Here is an 18969-nt window from a genome sequence, read left to right on the forward strand (position 1 = left end):
CCGCTCCGTACAGTCTTCTCAGGGCCAAGCCGTGAGTGCCATCACATCTTCGCTCCTGGCCTGTAGCCGAACAATGCCGTTCCCGAATGAGGAGTACCCACCCGTGAAAGCATCACTTACCCGCCGCACCCTGGTCGCGACCACCGCAGCCGCCGGCGTTCTCGCCCTGTCAGCCTGCGGCGGAAACGTAGCCGGCGGCAGCGCCGAATCCGGCGAAGCATTCCCCAGCGGCCCCATTACCCTCACTGTCGGCCAGGACGCCGGCGGCTCGACTGACCGCATTGCACGCGCGATTGCCGAGGGCATGGCGGAAGATCTCGGTGTTGCAGTGCCTGTGGTCAACAAAGCCGGAGCCAACGGCGCACTGGCCACCAAGGAAGTTGCCGCCATGGAGCCCGACGGCCAGAACCTCGTCCTCCTCAACGCATCGCTGATCACCATCACCCCGCTTGCCGTCGGCGAGGACGAGGCAGTGAACCTGGACAACCTGGACGTCATCGCCGGTCTCTCCCAGGACGATTACGTGCTGGTGGCCAGCCCGGAATCCGGTTTCGAGACCCTCGCGGATATCCAGGAAAGCACCGGCGAACTGAACTTCGGCACCACCGGCGTCGGCACCGGTTCGCAGCTGGCCCAGGCAGTCCTGTTCGCACAGGCCGAGATCGACGGAACCGCTGTACCGTTCGACTCAGGTTCGCCGGCGCTCACCGCCGTCATGGGTGACCAGGTCGATGTCGCCACCATCCAGCTCGGTGAAGCCCTCCCCCAGATCGAGGCCGGCACCGTCACCCCTATCGTCACCTTCGCCAAGGAACGCAGCGAATTCCTCGCCGATGTCCCGACCGCCATTGAAGAGGGCTACGAGGTTCCGGTTTCGCAGTACCGTGCACTGGCTGCACCGAAGGGCCTCTCCGAGGACGCCAAGGCGCGCCTGGTCGAGTCGGTCGAGACAGTCCAGGGAACCGAGACCTACCAGGAGTTCAACCAGCAGAACATCCTGACGCCGTGGGAAGTCTCCGGCGAAGAGGTTGTCGAGGAATGGAACGCACTCGCCGAGCAGTACAAGGCACTGGTTGAGGAATACGACATCTCGCTTTCCGGCGAGTAATAACCTCACCTGCCCCGGCCGAGACCATCAGCTGAAATGAGCATTGCCATGAACCGGAAGCGTGACTACGAAGCCGAGAGTGACTCCACGGACGTCCTCGGCGCACCGGACCTGACGCCGGAAGAACTGGCGGCCGAATGGGCAGCGGAGTCCCCGCCGCCTTCGGGCCCGGTAGCCAACCTCGCCGCCTCACTGGTGGCGGCCGGCGTCGGCATTGCGGGCATGATCATTGCCCTTGGTCTCGGCCTGGGCACACCGGGCGAGCCACGTCCCGGCACGTGGCCGTTCATCATCAGCCTCATCATCACCGTCCTTGCCCTCGCCCAGCTGGTTGTCGGCCGGCGCGGGGGTATGGACGGTGAGAGGTTTTCTCCGCTGTCCCGGATGGCGGCTTTCGGGTTCGTCACGCTGCTTGCCATGGTCTGGCTGATGCCGGTCATCGGCTTCGAGATCCCGGCGCTGCTGCTGTGCTTTGTCTGGATGAAGTTCCTCGGCGGCGAGACCTGGCGTTCCGCCACCCTGTATTCGGTGCTCGTTGTGGCCGCCTTCTACGCCATCTTCATCCTGGGTCTGGGGACGTCCATCCCCTACCTGTTCTAAGACCTGACGGACCAAAGGACCCACCATGGATTTCTTCGACCCGGTTCTGAACGGCTTCGGCGTAGTGCTGGACCCCCAGAACCTCCTCTACTGCCTGATGGGCGTGGTGATCGGCATGCTTATCGGCGTGCTGCCGGGCCTCGGCCCCGCAGCCACGATCGCCATCCTGCTGCCCCTGACCTACGGCATTGACCCCGTTACCGCGATCATCATGCTCGCCGGCATCTTCTACGGTGCCCAGTACGGCGGAACCATCACCTCGGTTCTCCTGCGGCTCCCGGGCGAGGCGAGCTCCGTGGTGACCGTGTTCGACGGCTATGTCCTCGCCAAGCAGGGTAAGGCCGGAACCGCCCTGGGCATCGCCGCCATCGGTTCGTTCATCGGTGGAACGGTCGCCATCATCGGCCTCACCTTCCTGGCTCCGCTGGTAGCCAGCTTCGCACTCGACTTCGGCCCGCCGGAGTACACGGCGCTGGCCCTCGTCGGCATCCTGCTGGTCGCAACCATCAGCGGTGGAACCAAGATCAAGGCCCTCATCGCCGCCGCCGTCGGCCTGTTGCTGGCGACCGTGGGGCGCGACGTCTTCACCGGCGCCGAGCGCTTCACGTTCGGAAACCTGAGCCTGGCCGACGGCATCGACTTCGTACCCATCGCCATGGGCCTGTTCGGTATCGGTGAGATCCTCTACAACCTCGAGGAACGCCACCGGGCGGTCAGCGCACCGGCCAAGGTGGCTAACGTTTGGCCCTCACGCGCGGACCTCCGCAAGTCCTCCGGCGCGATCGGGCGCGGCTCCGTCCTGGGCTTCTTCCTCGGCATCCTGCCCGGCGGCGGCGCAACAATCTCCTCCATGGTTTCCTACGCGGTGGAGAAGAAGCGGGCCAAGGACCCTTCCCGCTTCGGCAAGGGCGCCGTCGAGGGCGTGGCCGGCCCGGAGACCGCCAACAACGCGGCTGCGACGAGCTCCTTCATTCCGCTGCTCACGCTCGGCATCCCGGCCAACGCCACGATGGCCATCATTTTCGGCGCACTGCTGATCCACGGCATCACGCCCGGGCCGCAGCTCATCTCAGAAGACCCGGAGCTGTTCTGGGGCGTAGTGAACTCGATGTACATCGGGAACATCCTGCTGCTGATCCTGTCCATCCCGCTGGTGGGTTTGTTCGTCAAGATCCTGCGGGTTCGAGCCGCCATCCTCGCGCCCATCACGGCGCTGATCACCATCCTCGGCGCATACACCATCCGCAATTCAATGTTCGATGTGCTGCTCGTGGTGCTCTTCGGGGCGCTCGGCTACCTGATGAAGAAGTTCGGCTTCGAACCCGGCCCGCTGGTTCTGGCGTTCGTACTCGGTGAGCTCCTTGAGTCGAACCTGCGCCGCTCGCTGCTGGTGCTCGAAGGCGACGTCTCCGGCTTCCTCACCCGCCCCATATCGGCCACCCTGCTGGTGATCTTCGTCCTGGTAGCAGTAGGCCCCATGATCAAGTCCGCTCTGGCTCGCCGCCAGCAGCGCGACACCACCCGCGTCAGCGCAGATTCCTGATCACAGATTCCTAGGAGAACTTATGAGCATCATGGTCGGCTACGTGCCCACCCCCGTCGGCGAAGCCGCAGTTGCCGCAGCAATCACCGAGGCGAAGCTCCGCGGCGAGGAGCTGCTGATCGTCAACTCCGTGCGCGAGGGCTCCCGCGTGGACAAGTCGGTTGCCAGTGACGAGGATCTTTCGCGCCTGAAAGCGACCGCCGACGACGCCGGCATCACCGCACGCGTTTTGCGCCCCTCCCACAGGGATGACCTTGCGGACGAAATCCTCGAGCTCGCCGTCGAGCACGACGTCTCCCTGATCGTGATCGGCCTTCGCCAGCGCACGCAGGTGGGCAAGTTCATCATGGGCTCCCACGCCCAGCGGATCCTCCTGCAGGCGGACCGTCCGGTGCTAGCAGTGAAGCCGGACGGGCGCGATTAGCTAGCCGAGCAGGTTCAACTCGCGGAGCTTCGCTTCAACGTCAGGGTTGGTCGGCTCGACCTGGTGCGCACCGTCGGGGTACACCACCACGGGGATGTTGGTCCGGCCCGAGATGCTCTTGGCTTCGTCGGCAGCATCCGGCGTTTCAACGAGGTTGATGTACTCGTAGCTGATGCCGAGTTCGTCCAGCTGCCGCTTGGTGCGGATGCAGTCACGGCACCAGTCGGCGCCGTACATCCTGATGGTGTCGGGGTTTGTAGTCATTGAACAATTCTATGTCCGAGGCAATCCTGCGCCTCCGCATTGCGGTCGGTCACTGCCCGCCACCGATCCGTTCCTCGCAGGTTTGACGAGCGGGAACCCGCGAAGCCCGGCGTGTCTGGAAGGACACGCCGTCGACAAGCCGCAAACCTGCGAGAAACGGCACGCAGAATCACTACGAGCCGTCCAGGCGGGAGCGCGAGTTCGCCAGATGCAGGCGCATGGCAGCGGCGGCGGTCAGCGGATCCCCCGCAGCTATCGCGTTGCGTACCGCTCGATGCTCCGCGGCAACGCGCTGCAACCGACCTGGCTGACCGCCGTCGTCGGCTGGTTCAAGCCGTTCCGGAGGCATTGCGATCATGGCTGGCCCCAGCGACAGCAGGGCGTCGACGAAGTAGAAGTTGCCGCTGGCATCGGCAACCGACCGGTGGAACGCGAAGTCGCAGGAGACGGCCGTAGCGGCGTGGTTGCCGGCTGCGTCGAACGCCGCGAGGGCGTTATCCAGTGCGGCAATCATGGAAGGCGTGGCGTTACCTGCGGCGAGCGCGGCGGCCTCACTCTCGACGCCGGCGCGGAAGGCCAGGAGCGCCCGCCGCTCCTCGGGGGTGCGGGGCCGACGCATGCCGCCCGCGGATTCCTCTTCAGCCGACGGCGGGGTGAGGGCGAAACTGCCGCTCCCCCGCCGGGTGTACACAAGGCCCTCAGCCTGCAGGCGCGATACGGCTTCCCGGACCACCGTGCGGCTGACACCGAACTCGCCGATGAGGGCGCTTTCGCTGGGCAGCTTTTCGCCCGAGGGGATGGTGCCGTCCACGATCCGACGGCGGAGGCTGTCGACGAGCGAGACTGCCAGCGTTTGCTTCATGCGGTTAATGCTGACACGCCGTTGCGGCCGGCACGGCCAGAGCAGAGCGGCCGGCTGACGTCAGCGCGTCCCGAACTCGGCGCTGTCCGTGGTCCAGGCCCGCGCCTGGTCACTGAACGTCACGCCAAGGCCGGGACGATCGGGGACGATCATGCGGCCCTCGCGGGTTTCGAGGCGCTCGTTGAACAACGGGTCCAGCCAGTCGAAGTGCTCCACCCACGGCTCGCGCGGGTAGGCAGCGGCGAGGTGCAGATGGATCTCCATGGCGAAGTGCGGTGCAAGGTCCAGCCCGGCCTGGTCCGCGAGCGTGGCGAGCCGTAGGAACTGGGTGATGCCGCCGACGCGCGGCGCGTCGGGCTGGATGATGTCGCAGGCACGGGTGGCAATGAGCCGCTCATGCTCCGCGACGGACGCGAGCATCTCGCCCGTGGCGATGGGAGTATCAAGGGCCAGGGCCAGCGCTGCGTGCCCCTCGGCGTCGTACGCGTCCAGGGGTTCCTCGATCCAGACCAGATCGAACTGCTCCAGCTTGCGTCCCATTCGCAGAGCGGTGGCGCGGTCCCACTGCTGGTTCGCGTCCACCATCAGCGGAACGTCCGGGCCGATGTGCTCGCGGACGGCTGCGACACGGCGCAGGTCCTCCGCCGAATCAGGCAGGCCCACCTTGATCTTGATCCCTCCGATGCCCTCGGCGAGCGACTGGGTTGCGCGCTCCTTCACCTCGTCGATCGAGGCGTTGAGGAACCCGCCGGAAGTGTTGTAGGTCCGCACCGAGTCCCGGTGGGCACCGAGCAGCTTTGCGAGCGGAAGCCCTGCGCGCTTCGCCTTCAGGTCATACAGCGCGATGTCCAGCGCGGCGAGCGCCTGGGTGGCGACGCCGGACCGGCCCACCGATGCCCCTGCCCAGAGCAATTTGTTATACAGCTTGGCGATGTCATTGGGGTCCTCGCCGATCATGGTCTCCGCGACTTCCCGGGCGTGGGCATACTGCGCCGGGCCGCCGGCTCGCTTCGAGTAGGAGAACCCGAGGCCGGACACGCCCTGCTCCGTGAGGATCTCAGCGAAGAGGAAGACCACTTCGGTCATCGGCTTCTGCCTGCCGGTGAAGACCTTGGCGTCGGAGATCGGCGTGGCCAGCGGCAGCGTGGCGGTGGAGAGTTTGACGTGGCGGATCGCATCGGGCGTGTAAGTCATCACGGGACCTTCGGAAGAGCGGATCGGATAACTTATAGTACAACTAACCTACTTGTAGGACAACTATTGAATCCCTAGTCAGGCCGACTCGCTGCGCGGTGCTCCATCAAGCGCTCGATGCCGTCGAGCGCCCGCGGCAGTGCGAAGTGGATTTCGTAGCCGGGATCGGAAGAAGCTCCCATTTCCGGATCCCCGAAGACGCTGAGGATCTCGGGAAAGACAGCCGGATCCAGGACGCTGAAGAGTGCTCGCACATAGGCATCGCCGCCCTCGTCGGTCAGGTTCACCGGATTCATCGCCAGATCCCGCTCCAGCCGGGAGGTGGTGGCCACCACGTTGCTGATCATCAATGCCGCGCCGAGTTTGTCCGGTGAGCTCAAGCCCGTCTCCCGCAGTGCGCCGAGGAGCTGCTCCAACCACTTCAACTGGCCAGGCGTGGACGGCATATGACTGATCGGAATGTCCAGCACCCAGGCATGCCGCCGGTATCGTGCGGAGACATTTTCGGCCCACTCCATGGCGCGGTCCCGCCAGCCGGTTGCTGATACCGGCGGCGGAGACCCGTACGCGGCGTCCTGCATCAGGACAAGCAGCTCGTCCTTCGACTCCACATGACGGTACAGCGACATTGTGGTGTATCCCAGCACCCGAGCAACGCGGGCCATGGTCAGCGATCCGAGCCCTTCGGCGTCGGCAGTTTCAATTCCAGCCCGCACAATGCGGCCGACAGTCAGGTCGGCCTTCGGGCCGCGGAGTGCCGGCGCCTGCAGCCCCCAGGCCTTGAGGAACCCGGGCGGAAGAACTCCTTCGGGAAAGGATGGCGCGGCCTGCTCTTTCTCCTGCACCGTCGCCGCTCCTTCAATAGCCCGCAGTTGATCCTAGCAAACAGTGTGCAGCGCAAACAGTTTTGTGTACCATATAAACTGTTTATATAGCACGCTGTTCAGGCCAGTAGGAGTGCAGATGCAACTATCCACCTCACATAGCCAGCGCCACGCCGGCCAGCCCATCGTGCGGGCGGAACGGATCCATAAGCGCTTCGGCGCCCATAAGGTACTCACCGGCGTCGACATCGAGCTCTGGGAAGGGGAGGTGGTTGCGCTCCTCGGGATCAATGGCGCCGGGAAGACCACCCTGATCAACATTCTCAGCACACTTCTCAAACCCGATCAGGGAACCGCGGCCATCGCGGGAATCGATCTACTGGCGTCTCCAGCAAGCGCCCGGCGGCACTTCAGCCTCACCGGACAGTATGCAGCCCTGGACGACTTCCAGTCCGGCCATGAGAACCTCGTCATGATGGCCCGGCTCGGCGGCCTCCCACGCCGCGACGCCCACGCGCGCGCCCGGCAGCTCCTTGAGTCGTTCGAGCTCACCACCGCCGCTGCGAAACCCGTTTCCTCCTACTCAGGTGGAATGCGACGTCGGCTGGATCTGGCAGCAGGCATCGCTTCCCGACCTGCTGCACTCTTCCTGGATGAGCCGACCACCGGCCTGGATCCGCAAAGCCGGCACAGGCTTTGGCAGGAGATTCGACAGTTGGCGCGGGACGGGACGGCGATCCTACTGACAACCCAGTACCTCGAGGAAGCGGATCGGCTGGCAGACCGTATTCTCATCCTGCACCACGGGACCCTCGTTGCAGAGGGCACCGGTTCAGAGTTGAAAGGGCTGCTCGGAGGCACCCACCAGGTCCGGTTTTCGTTCGCATCGCTGGAAGACCTCGACCAGGCATCGGCACTCACCCAGGCAACCGCCGTCGACCCCGACGCCTGGTCGCTCACCGTCGCGACCTCCAACACAGCCTCCACCATCCGCCAGGTCCTGGCCGACCTTGGGGGGACCAACGTGGCCAACATCGCCATCCTGCAACCCACGCTCGACGACGTCTTCCTCAGCCTGACCGAGCCGAACGAGCCAACCCAGCCCGCAAAGGAACCTGCCCCATGACCACCTCAACCCTGAACTTCCGCTCTGGTACTTCAGTCATGGTGGTGCGCGAGCTCCGCCGCACCGCCCGCAGTATCGACGGCCTCATCCTTTCCATCGTGCTACCGGCCATGATCCTGCTCTCTTTCGTGGTCATCTTCGGCGGTGCCATGAACACGGGGACCAAGTACGTGGATTACGTGGTGCCTGCCGTAATCGTGCTGTGTGCCGGGTACGGTGCGGCGAATACCGCGGTGGGAGTGGCGACCGACATGACCACCGGCACCATCGATCGCTTCCGCACGCTGCCCACCTACGGATCCGCCGTTCTTGCCGGGCACGTCATCACAAGCGTTCTGCGCAACTTCGTTTCCTCGGCGGTTGTAGTGGGCCTGTCCTTTGCGCTCGGCTTCCGGCCTGCAGGCGACGCAGCGGACTGGCTGACGGCAATCGCCGTCCTGCTGGTGTTCGTCGTTGCGATGACCTGGATCGCCTGCCTGCTCGGCCTTCTACTCAGCCCCGAGGCGGCCAGCGGGTCCACGTTCCTGATGATCTTCCTGCCCTACATCAGCAGCGGATTCGTCCCCGTCAGCACCTTGCCGGAATGGATCCGGGGCTTCGCTGAACACCAGCCGCTCACCCCGGTCATCGAAGCCGTGCGGTCCAATCTCATGGGCAGTGCCGCGTCCGACGACGTCTGGCTGACGCTCGCCTGGTGGGTACCTCTCGGGGTGGCAGCCCACCTCGGCGCTGCAGTGCTGTTTCGACGAACGCGGAAGCGCTAGGTGAAGCTAGTGCCCCTCGACAATCTCCTCGTTGCGCGCAAACCTGCGGTTCCGCAGCACAGGCAGGAATTCGCGCACTTCCTCGATACGCTTCCGGCTCACCTCCGCCGTGACCACGCCCTGCTCCTCATCATTCAGGAAGCCCTGCGGAACACCCATCGGGTCAAGGATGGCCGAGTGTCCGATGGTGTGCGTCGACGACGTTCCCGCCGCCGCGATCCACACCGTATTCTCGATGGCCCGCGCACGGAGCAGCGTCTCCCAGTGCTCAATCTTGTGGTCCCCCTTGAACCACGCCGCAGGCACCAGCACGACGTCGGCACCACGGTCCGCGAGCGCCCTCGCCTGCTCCGGAAAACGGAGGTCGTAGCAGGTCATCAACCCCACGTTCAGTGCACCGACCGGCACCACGGTGATCCCGCCGTCGCCCGGTTTGATGCGCTGCGATTCCGAGTAGCTGAACGCGTCGTAGAGGTGCAGTTTGCGGTAGGTGTCCACAATCCGACCGGTGGCGTCGATGAGCACCAGCGTGTTGTAGGGGCGTTCCTCGCCGCTGGACTCATACCCGCCGGCCACGACGGCGATCTTCAGCTCGGCGGCCAGGAAAGAGAGCTGCTGCACGAAAACGGACCAGCCCGCGTCCACAGCAGCGGCGAGCGTACCCTCGACCTTCCCGATCGAGAACATCGATTCCTCGGGAAAGACAATCAGCTCCGACCCGTCCTCCACAGCCTGGCCCGCGAGCTCCCGCATGGTCGCAACATTGGCGGAGACGTCCGCGCCCGGCCTGAATTGTCCAACACTGATCTTCATCGCGGCCCTTTCGGGTAGAAATTGGGGCTGATTCAAGGGTACCGAAGAGTAGCGTGGCCCCATGGGTATCACGAGAGATCAGCCGGGGCCAGGCCAGGAGTCGGTGTGGGACTACCCGCGCCCGCCCCGCGTCGAGAACTATCCGGGCGTCGTCGTTCTCGAATTCGGAGGTCAGCAGATCGCGCGGACCGACCGCGCCCTGCGCGTGCTGGAGACGAGTCACCCGCCCGTTTTCTATGTGCCGGAGGCAGATTTTGCACCCGGCACCCTGCATAGGGTGGAGGGAACCACCTGGTGTGAGTTCAAGGGAGCTGCCACCTATTACGACGTCGTTGCCGGCTCAGCGCGCGCGGATCGGTCCGCCTGGACGTACCTTCAACCCACGGCCGGCTTTGAGCAGCTGGCCGGCACTATTGCCGTCTATCCGGGCCGGATGGACCGTTGCCTCGTCGACAATGAGGAGGTCCAGGCCCAGCCGGGCGACTTTTACGGCGGCTGGATCACCTCGAAAGTGGTCGGTCCCTTCAAGGGCGCACCGGGAACCTGGGGCTGGTAGCACTCAAAACTGCGGATGCCATAGCTCGGTAGCATTGCCGTGCACTGCGAGCGCCGTCCGCCACCGGTCAAACACCGAGCACGGGTGGGAAATGCCCAGGTCAACCGTGTCGCCCACCTGAAGGGATCCGGAGTTCTCCACCACCGCGTGGTGATCGAAAAGCCGCACGACGACGCCGGTCGGCTCAGCCAGCGTACTGCCGTCCCGGTGATGCGCCACCAGGGTGGGCAGACCGGCGTCGTACGCTAACTCCCGCTTCCCGGCGCCCAGGATCGCCTGCCCCTCTTCCGGCACGGAAAGTACGACGGCGCGCACCACCGCGGCGGCCCGCAGACCCGGCAGCGGGGAGACGTCCGCGTAGGTGCCGTGGTCGTGAATGACATAGCAACCGGAGCGCAGAACGTTGAGGGACCCTTCCGGGAGAAACCCGGCAGCCCGGTCCTGGAAGGCTGAGCCTCCCACCGAGAAGAGCGGCTGCTCAACCTCGAACCGGTCTCGCAGCGTAGCGAAGACCTCCATCGCCGTCCGGCAGTGTGCGTCGATCACCGCCAGGTTCTCGGGTGTTCGAACGTTGGGCGCGATTCCCTCGTAGGCGCTGATACCCGCGAGGCGGAGGCCACGGGAATCCCGCACTGCGGCAGCTAGAGCGGGAGCATCCTGGGCATACCGGATACCGGTGCGCCCGCTCGGGATTCCGACGTCGAGCAGCACGAACAGCTGTCGGTCCGTGTCTTCGAATCCGTGCGCGAGAGCTGAGACGGCAGCCGAGGAGTCAGCCAGGCAGTACACCTCGAGTGAGGGATTGAACTCCACCAGCCGGCGGAGTTCCGAGACCAGCGGCGGGAAAACCACCTCGTTGGCGATGAGGATCCGCCGGGCGCCCCACCCAACGGCGTGAGCTGCCTGCGCCGGCGTCGCGACCGTTACTCCCCAGGAACCGGGGAGCTGCCGGTGGATTATTTCGCGGGTCATCGTTGTTTTGATGTGTGGAGCCAAAACCATTGAGTGTTTCGCCGCCCACTGTTCCTTGAGCGCGATGTTGGCCTCGATCGCATTCACATCAAGCAGCAGTTGCGGAAGACTGGTCAGGTGCAGGTCGGCGCTGAAGGTCGGCATCTTGCGCATCCTACCGTCCAGCATCCACTCAGCCGATGCCGAGCCGACACACATCGACGGTTGCTAGAGTTTCACGTCGGTAATCAACATGAGGAGAGTCCGTGAAGAAGAAGTTGCTTTTGAGCGTTGTCCTGGCGGGCTCGCTCGCCTTCGCGACTGGCTGCGCCGGTAACACCGAGGCAGAGCCTGCACCGAGCGAAAGTGCAGCGAGCGCCCCGGCCGAAGCCCCCACCCCTGACCTTGAAGGGGTTCCCGAGGTCGTCGCCACCGTCAACGGTACCGAGATCACCAAGGAAGAATTCACTACCTCCTATGAGGGTGCCTTTCAGCAGATGTCCATGCAGTCCCAGGTAACCGGGCAGGAAGTCGACCAGGAACAGCTGAAGACGCAGACGCTCGACAATCTCATCGGCAATAAGCTCCTCATTCAGGAAGCTGACAATCGTGGGATCGAGGCCAGCGAGGAAGCGGTCACCGCAACAACGGATGAGCTGGTTGCATCAAACCAGTTTGCCTCTGCCGACGAGCTCTTCGCGGCGCTTGAAGAGGAGCAGGGCATCACGAAGGAGGACGCCACCTCGCAGATCGAGCAGCAGGTCCGTCTTGACGCACTGCTCGCGGAGGAAAGCGGAGACACCGCGCCTACCGAGGAGGAACTGAAGGCCGCTTACGAGGAGGCCAAGGCGTCCGGCGCAGCCGCGCAGGGTGGGGAGATTCCGCCGTACGAGGAAGTGAAGCCCCAGCTGGAGCAGCAGGTCAAGGACCAGAAGAAGTCCGAAGCGGCACTCGCTCTGGTGGAGAAGCTGCGTGGAGAGGCCGACGTCGTCAGCAATCTCTAACACTCCCATCGACCGGGTGGAAATAACGTCTGCGAGCGCAGAACTACGGTATTTCCACCCGGTCGATACCGAGCGGAGTAACAAAAATGGCCAGGTCCCCGCAGTGGGAACCTGGCCAAACTTATAAGTGGAGCTAACCGCCGATCAGGTCGTTGATCACGATCGTCTGGTCGCGGTCCGGACCGACGCCAATGGCCGAGAACCGGGCGCCGGATATCTTCTCGAGCGCCCGCACATACGCCTGGGCGTTCTCCGGCAGGTCCTCGATGGTCCGCGCACCCGTGATGTCCTCGGTCCAGCCGGCGAAGTACTCGAAGATCGGCTTGGCGTGGTGGAACTCGGTCTGCGTCATGGGCATTTCATCGTGACGGACGCCGTCGACGTCGTAGGCCACGCACACCGGAATCTGCTCAATCCCGGTCAGAACATCGAGCTTGGTCACGAAGTAATCCGTGAACCCGTTAACGCGCGCCGCATGGCGGGCCAGCACGGCGTCATACCAGCCGCAGCGGCGCGGCCGGCCGGTGTTCACGCCGAACTCGCCGCCGGTCTTTTGCAGGTAGATGCCCATGTCATCGAACAACTCGGTGGGGAACGGCCCCGCGCCCACCCGAGTGGTGTACGCCTTAATGATGCCGACGGCGCGGCTGATGCGGGTGGGCCCGATGCCCGAACCCACGGAGGCTCCGCCCGCGGTCGGGTTCGATGACGTAACGAACGGGTAGGTGCCGTGGTCCACGTCGAGGAAGGTGGCCTGGCCGCCCTCCATGAGGACCACCTTGCCGGCGTCGAGCGCTTCGTTGAGCACGTACGTGGAGTCAATGACCAGCGGGCGCAGCCGGTCGGCGAAGGATACGAAGTACTGGACGATCTCCTCGACCTCGACATCGCGCCGGTTGTACACCTTCAGCAGGAGTTCGTTCTTTTGCTTCAGCGAACCCTCCACCTTCTGGCGAAGGATCGACTCGTCAAAGACGTCCTGTACCCGGATGCCGAGGCGCGCGACCTTGTCCATGTACGCCGGACCGATGCCGCGGCCGGTAGTTCCGATGGCGCGCTTGCCGAGGAAGCGTTCGGTGACCTTGTCGAGGACCTGGTGGTACGGCGCAACGAGGTGTGCGTTGGCGGAAACGCGCAGCTTCGAGGTGTCAGCGCCGCGTGCCTCCAGTCCGTCGATCTCCTGGAACAGCGCCTCGAGATTGATGACGCAGCCGTTGCCGATGATCGGCACCGCATTGGGGCTGAGAATGCCGGCGGGAAGGAGCTTGAGCTCGTACTTCTCTCCGCCGACGACGACGGTGTGCCCGGCGTTGTTGCCACCGTTCGGCTTCACGACGTAGTCAACGCGCCCGCCGAGCAGGTCTGTGGCCTTGCCTTTGCCTTCATCGCCCCACTGGGCTCCGACAATCACGATTGCTGGCATGGGATCCTCCCCCATTGTTTGGCGGCAACAGGTGCGCGCCGCGTGCCGCGCGAAAAGGTGCCGCCGTGCATGAGAACGCCCCAAGGCTTCAATCTGATTCACAGGAGGAAGTCCGGGGCTCTTACCACCCAAGTTTAGCGGACAACGGAAACCGGGATGCTAGAAGAGATCGGAGCTGTTGATGAACCCGACTACCATCGCCGTCCACCAGCACGTCTGGGATAGTGCGAGGCAGATCAGCAGGTGAACCCGCATCCCTCCCGGCACGTCGCCGAACCGGGTTCCCGCCGGCATCGAGTTGAGCCGGCGCATGCAGGGGATGAGGAGGATCCCGTTGAGCATCAGCACCAGAACCGCTGAGACTTTGATAACGGTCAGTGGATTGTCCATGGCCGGATTGATCAGGGCACCGGTGACGAGCAGCCCGGCCAGTCCACCCCAGATGATGGGCATGGCGGCAGACTCTATCCGGCTGGTCTCGACCAGCTTCCGCCGGGAGATCAGCCACAGGTAACCACCCAGTCCACCAGCAGCACAGCACCGAACGCCGCGACCAGCGAGATGGTGTGAACAATCAGCGCGATCTTCGCGACTCCGGCGTCGACTTCGAGCGCTGCGCCGATTGAGACAGACAGTATCCAGGCTGCCGTGGCACCGACGGCATAAAGCGCGATGCGCGGCGGGGAATAGGACGTACGCAGCTCAACACGGGGTAGGGCGGAACTCATGGTCTTCAGCTTCTCTTGGAGGCGACCGGGTCGCGGCGGAGGTAGAGGTAAGGGTGTCTCCGACTCCTTTCACGTCGGCCCCCAACAGTGAACTGAGGACTGCATTTCACGCCCGCCGCGGCTCCCCCAACAAGGACAATTGCCTCTGCCAACCGTCGAGGCTGCTGGTGCCGCAAGCGCCGTGCGCGGTAGCGTTCGGCCATGTTGGATTCCCAGCCTCGCGCCCGCATCGGCATCTCCGGTTGGCGGTATGCCCCCTGGCGGAAGTCCTTCTACCCGACCGGCCTTCCGCAGCGCCTCGAGCTTGAATACGCCGCGTCGCAGCTCGACACCATCGAAATCAATGGAACCTTCTACTCCCTCCAGCACCGGGACAGCTTTGTCCGCTGGCGCGACACCGTGCCGGACGGCTTCCGGTTCTCCGTCAAGGGCCCCCGGTACATCACCCACATGCTCGGACTGCGCAACGCGGAAACCGCGCTCGCGAACTTCTTCGCCTCCGGCGTCCTCGCCCTCGGTGAGAAGCTGGGCCCGGTTCTCTGGCAGCTGCCTGCCACCCGCCGCTTCGATCCGGAGCTCCTGGACACCTTCTTTTCCCAGCTACCCAGAACGACGACGGCGGCCGCCTCGCTCGCCCGCGGCCACGACGAGCGCCTCAAGGACCGCGATTGGATCACCACCGACGCCGATCGGCCGATTCAGCACGTGCTCGAGCCGCGGCACGAGAGTTTCGGGAGCGAGGAAAGCCTCGAAGTATTGCGGCGTCACGGCGTCGGGCTGGTGGTGGCCGACTCGGCCGAGAAGTGGCCGCAGTTCCGGGAGGTGACCGGCGGCGTCGTCTATGTGCGGTTGCACGGCAGCACCGAGCTCTACACCAGCGGCTACACGGATCCGGAGCTGGACGAGTGGGCGGCCCTATGCGAGGGCTGGCTGTCCGGGCGCACGTGCCCGGACGGGCGCGGCCGCGAGGTCTACGTGTACTTCGACAACGATGTGAAGGTCCACGCCCCATTCAACGCCATCGGCTTGGCGGAGCGGCTGGGGAGGAAAAGCGTCTAGGCTGGGATGATCAGCACGCTTGTCATCCCAGACCTCATGCTTCCTACTGATCGGTGCTGCTGGGTCGTTAATTGAATTTGCTCTGGAGGTACGTTGAACGGGCAAGTGCAGATCGAGATGACGTCTACGGCCTTGTCTGAGGCGAAGCTGAGCCTTGAGGATCTATGGATCCGTTACTACGGGCTTGGTGGAGGCATCTCGACGTTCGAGGTTCAAAGCTATTTGAAGGGCCTACTGTCATTGCCGCCTCTTGAGCGGAACCTGCTTGCCCAAGCCGCAAACGAGCTACTTGAGCTGACGACGGTGCAGACCCGTGTGCCGATTGATGCAGAGAACGACGCCCCAAAGGGGGACCCACTGCGCCCGCTCGGCGCGGCAGGAGCCTTCCTGTTCAGCGCCGACGAGCAGGAAGGCGAACGCTTGGCGGCGTTGGACCGTACCCGCTTACTGGACTCCATCCCGGAGACCCGGTTTGATCGGTATACGCAGCAGGCCAAGGCCCACTTCAAGGTCAGCTCGTCAATCATCGCTTTGCTCGATGACCGGCGCTTATTCCTCAAATCGGTGCTCGGCGCAATTGAGCAGAATCTGCCGCATGAGATCACTTTCTGCAACACGACGGTCCGCAACGCAGGCCCGCTCATCATCAAGGATGCACTCAAGGACGAGAGATTCCGCGAGAACCCACTCGTGCTTGGAGAGCCGTTCATCCGCTTCTACGCCGGATGTCCCTTGAGGGGACCCGGAGGATGGACGGTGGGCACATTGTGCGTCATCGACCAGAACCCACGCGACTTTTCCGTCGAGGACGGGCGGTTTCTGATGAGTCTTGCCCGCCTCGTCGAAGCGGAGATTATCGACCCCTGACCCCAGCGCCTATCCCATGGCGATACCGGTTCGGGTCGGGCTAGGTGAAATGGGTCTGGATGGGGGCGGACTGACTTATCGATGACAGGATCTGCGTTGCGAGGTCTCTGAGCTTGATGTTCCGCGCAGACGATGCCCGGCGCAGGATGGCAATTGCCTCCTCCTGGCCGCACCGGTTCTGCGCCATGACCGCCCCCACCGCCATATCGATGGCGGTTCGTGATTCCATCGCTATCTGGCGGTGATGCGCCTCATCGGTTAGGTGAGCAATGCGTACCGCCAGCTGCAGTGACCGGGACGCCTCCCGTGCAAATCCCTCAGCGACCGCGATGCCCTTGTCGTCGAAGATGTTGGGCTTGGTGGAGTAGAAGTCGAGCCCTGCGCTGGCGCCTTTATCGAGCTTGATGGGTATCCCAAGGGCGGAGCGAATTCCGTGTGCTGCGATCGCTTCCCTGTATTCGGGGAAGCGAGATTCAGTCAGGAAGTCAGGGATATTCACGGTATAGCCCTCCCGTGCGGCACGCAGGCACGGGCCGTCGTCGAAGCCGTACTGGACCTCATCCATGAGCTGCGCTTCTTCACTGCTACTGGCCACTGTCACCATCGATTGTGGCCGCAGAAGGGTCACCCCGCAGAACACCTCGCCGTGTGAGCCGGTGAAGGATTTCGCCGCCACGTCGGCCATGCCCGCAAGGAACATCTGGACGTCGTCGCTTTCCAGAACCTTGTCCTGGAGCATGGCGACCACGCTGTCCTGCTCAACTTCGTGAGCTAATTCCTGTTCATCCGGCATAAAGGCGCGCGACCGTTCTACTGTCTTGCAGCGAAAGTCGCCGCATCGTAAGTGAGTGCTCCGCACTCGTAATCAAAGTGAAACACATTGATAAAACTTGTTCATATCAATCCACCACGTGACCAAGAGAACCGCTGCCTCGCTGGTTTCATGCACCAACCTTCGAAGTTTCCTAGGCGCCCGTCTCATGCAGCAACCGGGGCCGGCCTAATGCTATTGAACGGCCGTCTCCGTATCGGAGTGTCAGATTCATGAGGCTGCCTAGTAATAAGCATGCTTCCCATTGAGGGATGTTTGTGCTTACCGTTAGATCACACAGGGTCGGTGTGGGGGCCGTCGAAGCCTGAAAATGTTCACTCAATCTGGAGGCATTCATGGAAGAAACACTCAGAAGTGGCTTAGCCACCGTCGTAGAATTCGTTCCGAAGCTGTTGTTGTTCCTAGTCATCCTGATCGTAGGACTCCTGATCGCCAAAGCAATATCCAAGGCACTGGATAAGCTGCTGGAACGGGTTGGGTTCGATAAGGCCGTCGAGCGCGGCGGGGTGAAGAAGGCGTTAGCAAAGTCGTCACTGGATGCCAGCGACATCATTGCGAAAATCCTCTACTACACCCTCGTGCTGTTCGTATTGCAATTCGCCTTTGGGGTCTTCGGGCCTAACCCGGTCAGCGATCTGTTGCGTGGCATCATCGCGTTCCTGCCGAAAATCATCGTCGCGATCATCATCGTGATCATCGCCGCTGCTATCGCGGCAGCGGTCAAGAGCCTGATCCAGAGCACCCTCGGTGGGCTCTCCTACGGTAAGGTCCTGGCGAACATCGCCAGCATCTTCATCCTCGGCATCGGCATCATTGCTGCCTTGAATCAGGTCGAGATCGCTACCACCGTCACCACACCGATCCTGATTGCCGTACTGTCTGCCATCGTCGGCGTCATCATTGTCGGCGTCGGTGGTGGCCTGATCAAGCCAATGTCCCAGCGCTGGGAGACCTACCTCAATAAGGCTGAGGAAGAGGCTCCGCGAGTGAAAGCCGAAGCGCAGAGCTCACCCTCGGCGAAAGAGCAGCTCAAGAGCAAAGCCCAGCAGGAAAAGGCCAGAAACCAGACCAACGATGGATCCGGTGCACACCGCATCTAACGACCGTGAGTACCCCTCTCACCTCAGTATTAGCGAACTATCACTGACAAAGGAGAACATCATGATTTCCCAGAACAACATCTCTCAGATCCTTGAAGCCGGCGGCAAGGTCCTCGACAATGACGGCGACAAAATCGGGAAGGTCGGTCAGATCTATGTCGATGACCAGACGAACAACCCCAGTTGGGTCACCATCAACACCGGTCTGTTCGGCTCCAGCGAGTCCTTTGCACCTTTGGAAGGAGCAACGCAAGAGGGCAACGACGTCCGCGTCGCCTATGACAAGTCCAAGGTCAAGGATGCCCCCCGGGTGGCACCGGACGGGCACCTGAGCGAACAGGAAGAGGACGAGCTCTACCGCTACTACGGCCTCTCCAGTGCAGGAAGTGGAACCGATACAGGAACCTATGGTGGCGGTGACGCGGGCCAGCCCGGATATCAGGCCGGAGATGAACGCTCCGACCATGCCGGAGAGCCAGGCGTCGTGGGCCGGGACACCTCCGGGCCCACCACCGATAACGCTATGACCCGTTCCGAGGAGCAGCTCCGCGTCGGCACCGAAAGCCGCGAAGCCGGCAGGGCACGGCTGCGGAAGTTCGTTGTCACAGAGAACGTCACCGAGACCGTTCCCGTGCAGCGTGAAGAGGTTCGTATTGAGCGCGAGCCGATCACCGACGCTAACCGCGGTGACGCGATGGACGGGCCCGCGATCAGCGAGGAAGAGCACGAGGTCACCCTCCACGAGGAACGCCCCGTCGTGGAAAAGGAAGCCGTACCGGTTGAGCGTGTCCGCCTGGATAAGGAAACCGTGACAGAACAGCAGACCGTCAACGAGGAAGTCCGGAAGGAACAAATCGACACCGACGACGTCGATACCACCCGCGGCGAACGCCGCTAAGGATACCGGGCCGGACGCCATAAGGCGTC

General features: G+C 63.4%; 22 protein-coding genes. 12 read left to right on the plus strand and 10 right to left on the minus strand.

Annotated elements, in window-relative coordinates; all coding sequences use genetic code 11:
* Window positions 1-103: 103 nt before the first annotated feature.
* The 4 genes from Q0877_RS06300 to Q0877_RS06315 are packed head-to-tail and all read left to right on the plus strand — an operon-like array spanning window position 104 to window position 3675.
* The gene (locus Q0877_RS06300) at window positions 104-1108 is read left to right on the plus strand and encodes a tripartite tricarboxylate transporter substrate binding protein (RefSeq protein WP_299166531.1); all 1005 of its coding nucleotides are present in this window, start codon (window positions 104-106) and stop codon (window positions 1106-1108) included.
* A 48-nt stretch (window positions 1109-1156) separates the two neighbouring features.
* Complete coding sequence (locus Q0877_RS06305) at window positions 1157-1708, plus strand: tripartite tricarboxylate transporter TctB family protein (RefSeq protein WP_299166532.1); 552 nt, start codon at window positions 1157-1159, stop codon at window positions 1706-1708.
* Between the two features lie 25 nt (window positions 1709-1733).
* Window positions 1734-3251: a tripartite tricarboxylate transporter permease gene (locus tag Q0877_RS06310; RefSeq protein ID WP_299166533.1), complete on the plus strand. Its 1518-nt coding sequence runs from the start codon at window positions 1734-1736 to the stop codon at window positions 3249-3251.
* A 22-nt stretch (window positions 3252-3273) separates the two neighbouring features.
* Entirely contained in the window at window positions 3274-3675 is a 402-nt protein-coding gene (locus Q0877_RS06315) for a universal stress protein (protein WP_299166534.1), read from the plus strand.
* Here Q0877_RS06315 and Q0877_RS06320 read toward each other — a convergent pair whose 3' ends face one another.
* The 4 genes from Q0877_RS06320 to Q0877_RS06335 form a co-directional block, all read right to left on the minus strand.
* Entirely contained in the window at window positions 3676-3939 is a 264-nt protein-coding gene (locus tag Q0877_RS06320) for a glutaredoxin family protein (protein ID WP_299166535.1), read from the minus strand.
* A gap of 172 nt (window positions 3940-4111) precedes the next feature.
* Window positions 4112-4801, minus strand: a complete 690-nt coding sequence (locus Q0877_RS06325; RefSeq protein WP_299166536.1) for a FadR/GntR family transcriptional regulator — start codon at window positions 4799-4801, stop codon at window positions 4112-4114.
* A gap of 60 nt (window positions 4802-4861) precedes the next feature.
* The gene (locus Q0877_RS06330) at window positions 4862-5995 is read right to left on the minus strand and encodes an L-talarate/galactarate dehydratase (protein WP_299166537.1); all 1134 of its coding nucleotides are present in this window, start codon (window positions 5993-5995) and stop codon (window positions 4862-4864) included.
* 74 nt (window positions 5996-6069) lie between these two features.
* The gene (locus Q0877_RS06335; protein WP_299166538.1) at window positions 6070-6840 is read right to left on the minus strand and encodes a TetR/AcrR family transcriptional regulator; all 771 of its coding nucleotides are present in this window, start codon (window positions 6838-6840) and stop codon (window positions 6070-6072) included.
* A 118-nt stretch (window positions 6841-6958) separates the two neighbouring features.
* Between Q0877_RS06335 and Q0877_RS06340 the strand changes: the two genes are divergently transcribed.
* Both Q0877_RS06340 and Q0877_RS06345 read left to right on the plus strand, forming a co-directional pair.
* Complete coding sequence (locus Q0877_RS06340; protein WP_299166539.1) at window positions 6959-7945, plus strand: ATP-binding cassette domain-containing protein; 987 nt, start codon at window positions 6959-6961, stop codon at window positions 7943-7945.
* Complete coding sequence (locus Q0877_RS06345; RefSeq protein WP_299166540.1) at window positions 7942-8709, plus strand: ABC transporter permease; 768 nt, start codon at window positions 7942-7944, stop codon at window positions 8707-8709. The genes Q0877_RS06340 and Q0877_RS06345 overlap by 4 nt, the downstream gene beginning before the upstream one ends.
* 6 nt (window positions 8710-8715) lie before the next feature.
* Here Q0877_RS06345 and Q0877_RS06350 read toward each other — a convergent pair whose 3' ends face one another.
* On the minus strand, window positions 8716-9522 hold the full coding sequence (locus tag Q0877_RS06350) for a carbon-nitrogen hydrolase family protein (RefSeq protein WP_299166541.1): 807 nt from the start codon (window positions 9520-9522) through the stop codon (window positions 8716-8718).
* Window positions 9523-9583: 61 nt separating this feature from the next.
* Between Q0877_RS06350 and Q0877_RS06355 the strand changes: the two genes are divergently transcribed.
* Window positions 9584-10078 carry a DUF427 domain-containing protein gene (locus Q0877_RS06355; RefSeq protein WP_299166542.1) on the plus strand — a complete coding sequence of 165 codons (495 nt, stop codon included), beginning with the start codon at window positions 9584-9586 and terminating at the stop codon, window positions 10076-10078.
* Between the two features lie 3 nt (window positions 10079-10081).
* On the opposite strand, the gene Q0877_RS06360 is transcribed toward Q0877_RS06355, so the two are convergent.
* Complete coding sequence (locus Q0877_RS06360) at window positions 10082-11194, minus strand: alanine racemase (protein ID WP_299166543.1); 1113 nt, start codon at window positions 11192-11194, stop codon at window positions 10082-10084.
* Between the two features lie 101 nt (window positions 11195-11295).
* Between Q0877_RS06360 and Q0877_RS06365 the strand changes: the two genes are divergently transcribed.
* Entirely contained in the window at window positions 11296-12033 is a 738-nt protein-coding gene (locus Q0877_RS06365) for a SurA N-terminal domain-containing protein (RefSeq protein WP_299166544.1), read from the plus strand.
* A gap of 133 nt (window positions 12034-12166) precedes the next feature.
* On the opposite strand, the gene Q0877_RS06370 is transcribed toward Q0877_RS06365, so the two are convergent.
* From Q0877_RS06370 to Q0877_RS06380, 3 genes are all read right to left on the minus strand, one after another.
* The gene (locus Q0877_RS06370; protein ID WP_299166545.1) at window positions 12167-13456 is read right to left on the minus strand and encodes an adenylosuccinate synthase; all 1290 of its coding nucleotides are present in this window, start codon (window positions 13454-13456) and stop codon (window positions 12167-12169) included.
* Window positions 13457-13615: 159 nt separating this feature from the next.
* Window positions 13616-13909, minus strand: a complete 294-nt coding sequence (locus Q0877_RS06375; protein WP_299166546.1) for a hypothetical protein — start codon at window positions 13907-13909, stop codon at window positions 13616-13618.
* A 47-nt stretch (window positions 13910-13956) separates the two neighbouring features.
* Window positions 13957-14184 (minus strand): hypothetical protein, encoded by a 228-nt coding sequence (locus Q0877_RS06380; RefSeq protein ID WP_299166547.1) that lies wholly within the window; start codon window positions 14182-14184, stop codon window positions 13957-13959.
* A gap of 201 nt (window positions 14185-14385) precedes the next feature.
* Between Q0877_RS06380 and Q0877_RS06385 the strand changes: the two genes are divergently transcribed.
* Together Q0877_RS06385 and Q0877_RS06390 are read left to right on the plus strand one after the other, a co-directional pair.
* Window positions 14386-15243: a DUF72 domain-containing protein gene (locus tag Q0877_RS06385; protein WP_299166548.1), complete on the plus strand. Its 858-nt coding sequence runs from the start codon at window positions 14386-14388 to the stop codon at window positions 15241-15243.
* Between the two features lie 117 nt (window positions 15244-15360).
* The gene (locus Q0877_RS06390; RefSeq protein WP_299166549.1) at window positions 15361-16110 is read left to right on the plus strand and encodes a GAF domain-containing protein; all 750 of its coding nucleotides are present in this window, start codon (window positions 15361-15363) and stop codon (window positions 16108-16110) included.
* Window positions 16111-16150: 40 nt separating this feature from the next.
* Here Q0877_RS06390 and Q0877_RS06395 read toward each other — a convergent pair whose 3' ends face one another.
* On the minus strand, window positions 16151-16903 hold the full coding sequence (locus Q0877_RS06395) for a GAF and ANTAR domain-containing protein (protein WP_299166550.1): 753 nt from the start codon (window positions 16901-16903) through the stop codon (window positions 16151-16153).
* 374 nt (window positions 16904-17277) lie between these two features.
* On the opposite strand from Q0877_RS06395, the gene Q0877_RS06400 reads away from it, so the two are divergent.
* Both Q0877_RS06400 and Q0877_RS06405 read left to right on the plus strand, forming a co-directional pair.
* The gene (locus tag Q0877_RS06400; protein ID WP_299166551.1) at window positions 17278-18042 is read left to right on the plus strand and encodes a mechanosensitive ion channel family protein; all 765 of its coding nucleotides are present in this window, start codon (window positions 17278-17280) and stop codon (window positions 18040-18042) included.
* 61 nt (window positions 18043-18103) lie between these two features.
* Window positions 18104-18940, plus strand: coding sequence for a PRC and DUF2382 domain-containing protein (locus Q0877_RS06405; RefSeq protein WP_299166552.1), 837 nt, complete (start codon window positions 18104-18106; stop codon window positions 18938-18940).
* Window positions 18941-18969 lie beyond the last annotated feature (29 nt).

Source organism: uncultured Arthrobacter sp., assembly GCF_947495145.1.
Lineage (GTDB): Bacteria > Actinomycetota > Actinomycetes > Actinomycetales > Micrococcaceae > Arthrobacter_D.

Bases quoted from the DNA above. Each gene is read 5' to 3' on its own strand.
- Q0877_RS06400 (WP_299166551.1), top strand. From the start codon at position 17,278: ATGGAAGAAACACTCAGAAGTGGCTTAGCCACCGTCGTAGAATTCGTT.
- Q0877_RS06380 (WP_299166547.1), bottom strand. From the start codon at position 14,184: ATGAGTTCCGCCCTACCCCGTGTTGAGCTGCGTACGTCCTATTCCCCG.
- Q0877_RS06350 (WP_299166541.1), bottom strand. From the start codon at position 9,522: ATGAAGATCAGTGTTGGACAATTCAGGCCGGGCGCGGACGTCTCCGCC.
- Q0877_RS06315 (WP_299166534.1), top strand. From the start codon at position 3,274: ATGAGCATCATGGTCGGCTACGTGCCCACCCCCGTCGGCGAAGCCGCA.
- Q0877_RS06305 (WP_299166532.1), top strand. From the start codon at position 1,157: ATGAACCGGAAGCGTGACTACGAAGCCGAGAGTGACTCCACGGACGTC.
- Q0877_RS06360 (WP_299166543.1), bottom strand. From the start codon at position 11,194: ATGCCGACCTTCAGCGCCGACCTGCACCTGACCAGTCTTCCGCAACTG.
- Q0877_RS06310 (WP_299166533.1), top strand. From the start codon at position 1,734: ATGGATTTCTTCGACCCGGTTCTGAACGGCTTCGGCGTAGTGCTGGAC.
- Q0877_RS06320 (WP_299166535.1), bottom strand. From the start codon at position 3,939: ATGACTACAAACCCCGACACCATCAGGATGTACGGCGCCGACTGGTGC.
- Q0877_RS06325 (WP_299166536.1), bottom strand. From the start codon at position 4,801: ATGAAGCAAACGCTGGCAGTCTCGCTCGTCGACAGCCTCCGCCGTCGG.
- Q0877_RS06405 (WP_299166552.1), top strand. From the start codon at position 18,104: ATGATTTCCCAGAACAACATCTCTCAGATCCTTGAAGCCGGCGGCAAG.
- Q0877_RS06340 (WP_299166539.1), top strand. From the start codon at position 6,959: ATGCAACTATCCACCTCACATAGCCAGCGCCACGCCGGCCAGCCCATC.
- Q0877_RS06375 (WP_299166546.1), bottom strand. From the start codon at position 13,909: ATGCCCATCATCTGGGGTGGACTGGCCGGGCTGCTCGTCACCGGTGCC.
- Q0877_RS06330 (WP_299166537.1), bottom strand. From the start codon at position 5,995: ATGACTTACACGCCCGATGCGATCCGCCACGTCAAACTCTCCACCGCC.
- Q0877_RS06345 (WP_299166540.1), top strand. From the start codon at position 7,942: ATGACCACCTCAACCCTGAACTTCCGCTCTGGTACTTCAGTCATGGTG.
- Q0877_RS06355 (WP_299166542.1), top strand. From the start codon at position 9,584: ATGGGTATCACGAGAGATCAGCCGGGGCCAGGCCAGGAGTCGGTGTGG.
- Q0877_RS06390 (WP_299166549.1), top strand. From the start codon at position 15,361: ATGACGTCTACGGCCTTGTCTGAGGCGAAGCTGAGCCTTGAGGATCTA.
- Q0877_RS06395 (WP_299166550.1), bottom strand. From the start codon at position 16,903: ATGCCGGATGAACAGGAATTAGCTCACGAAGTTGAGCAGGACAGCGTG.
- Q0877_RS06370 (WP_299166545.1), bottom strand. From the start codon at position 13,456: ATGCCAGCAATCGTGATTGTCGGAGCCCAGTGGGGCGATGAAGGCAAA.
- Q0877_RS06385 (WP_299166548.1), top strand. From the start codon at position 14,386: ATGTTGGATTCCCAGCCTCGCGCCCGCATCGGCATCTCCGGTTGGCGG.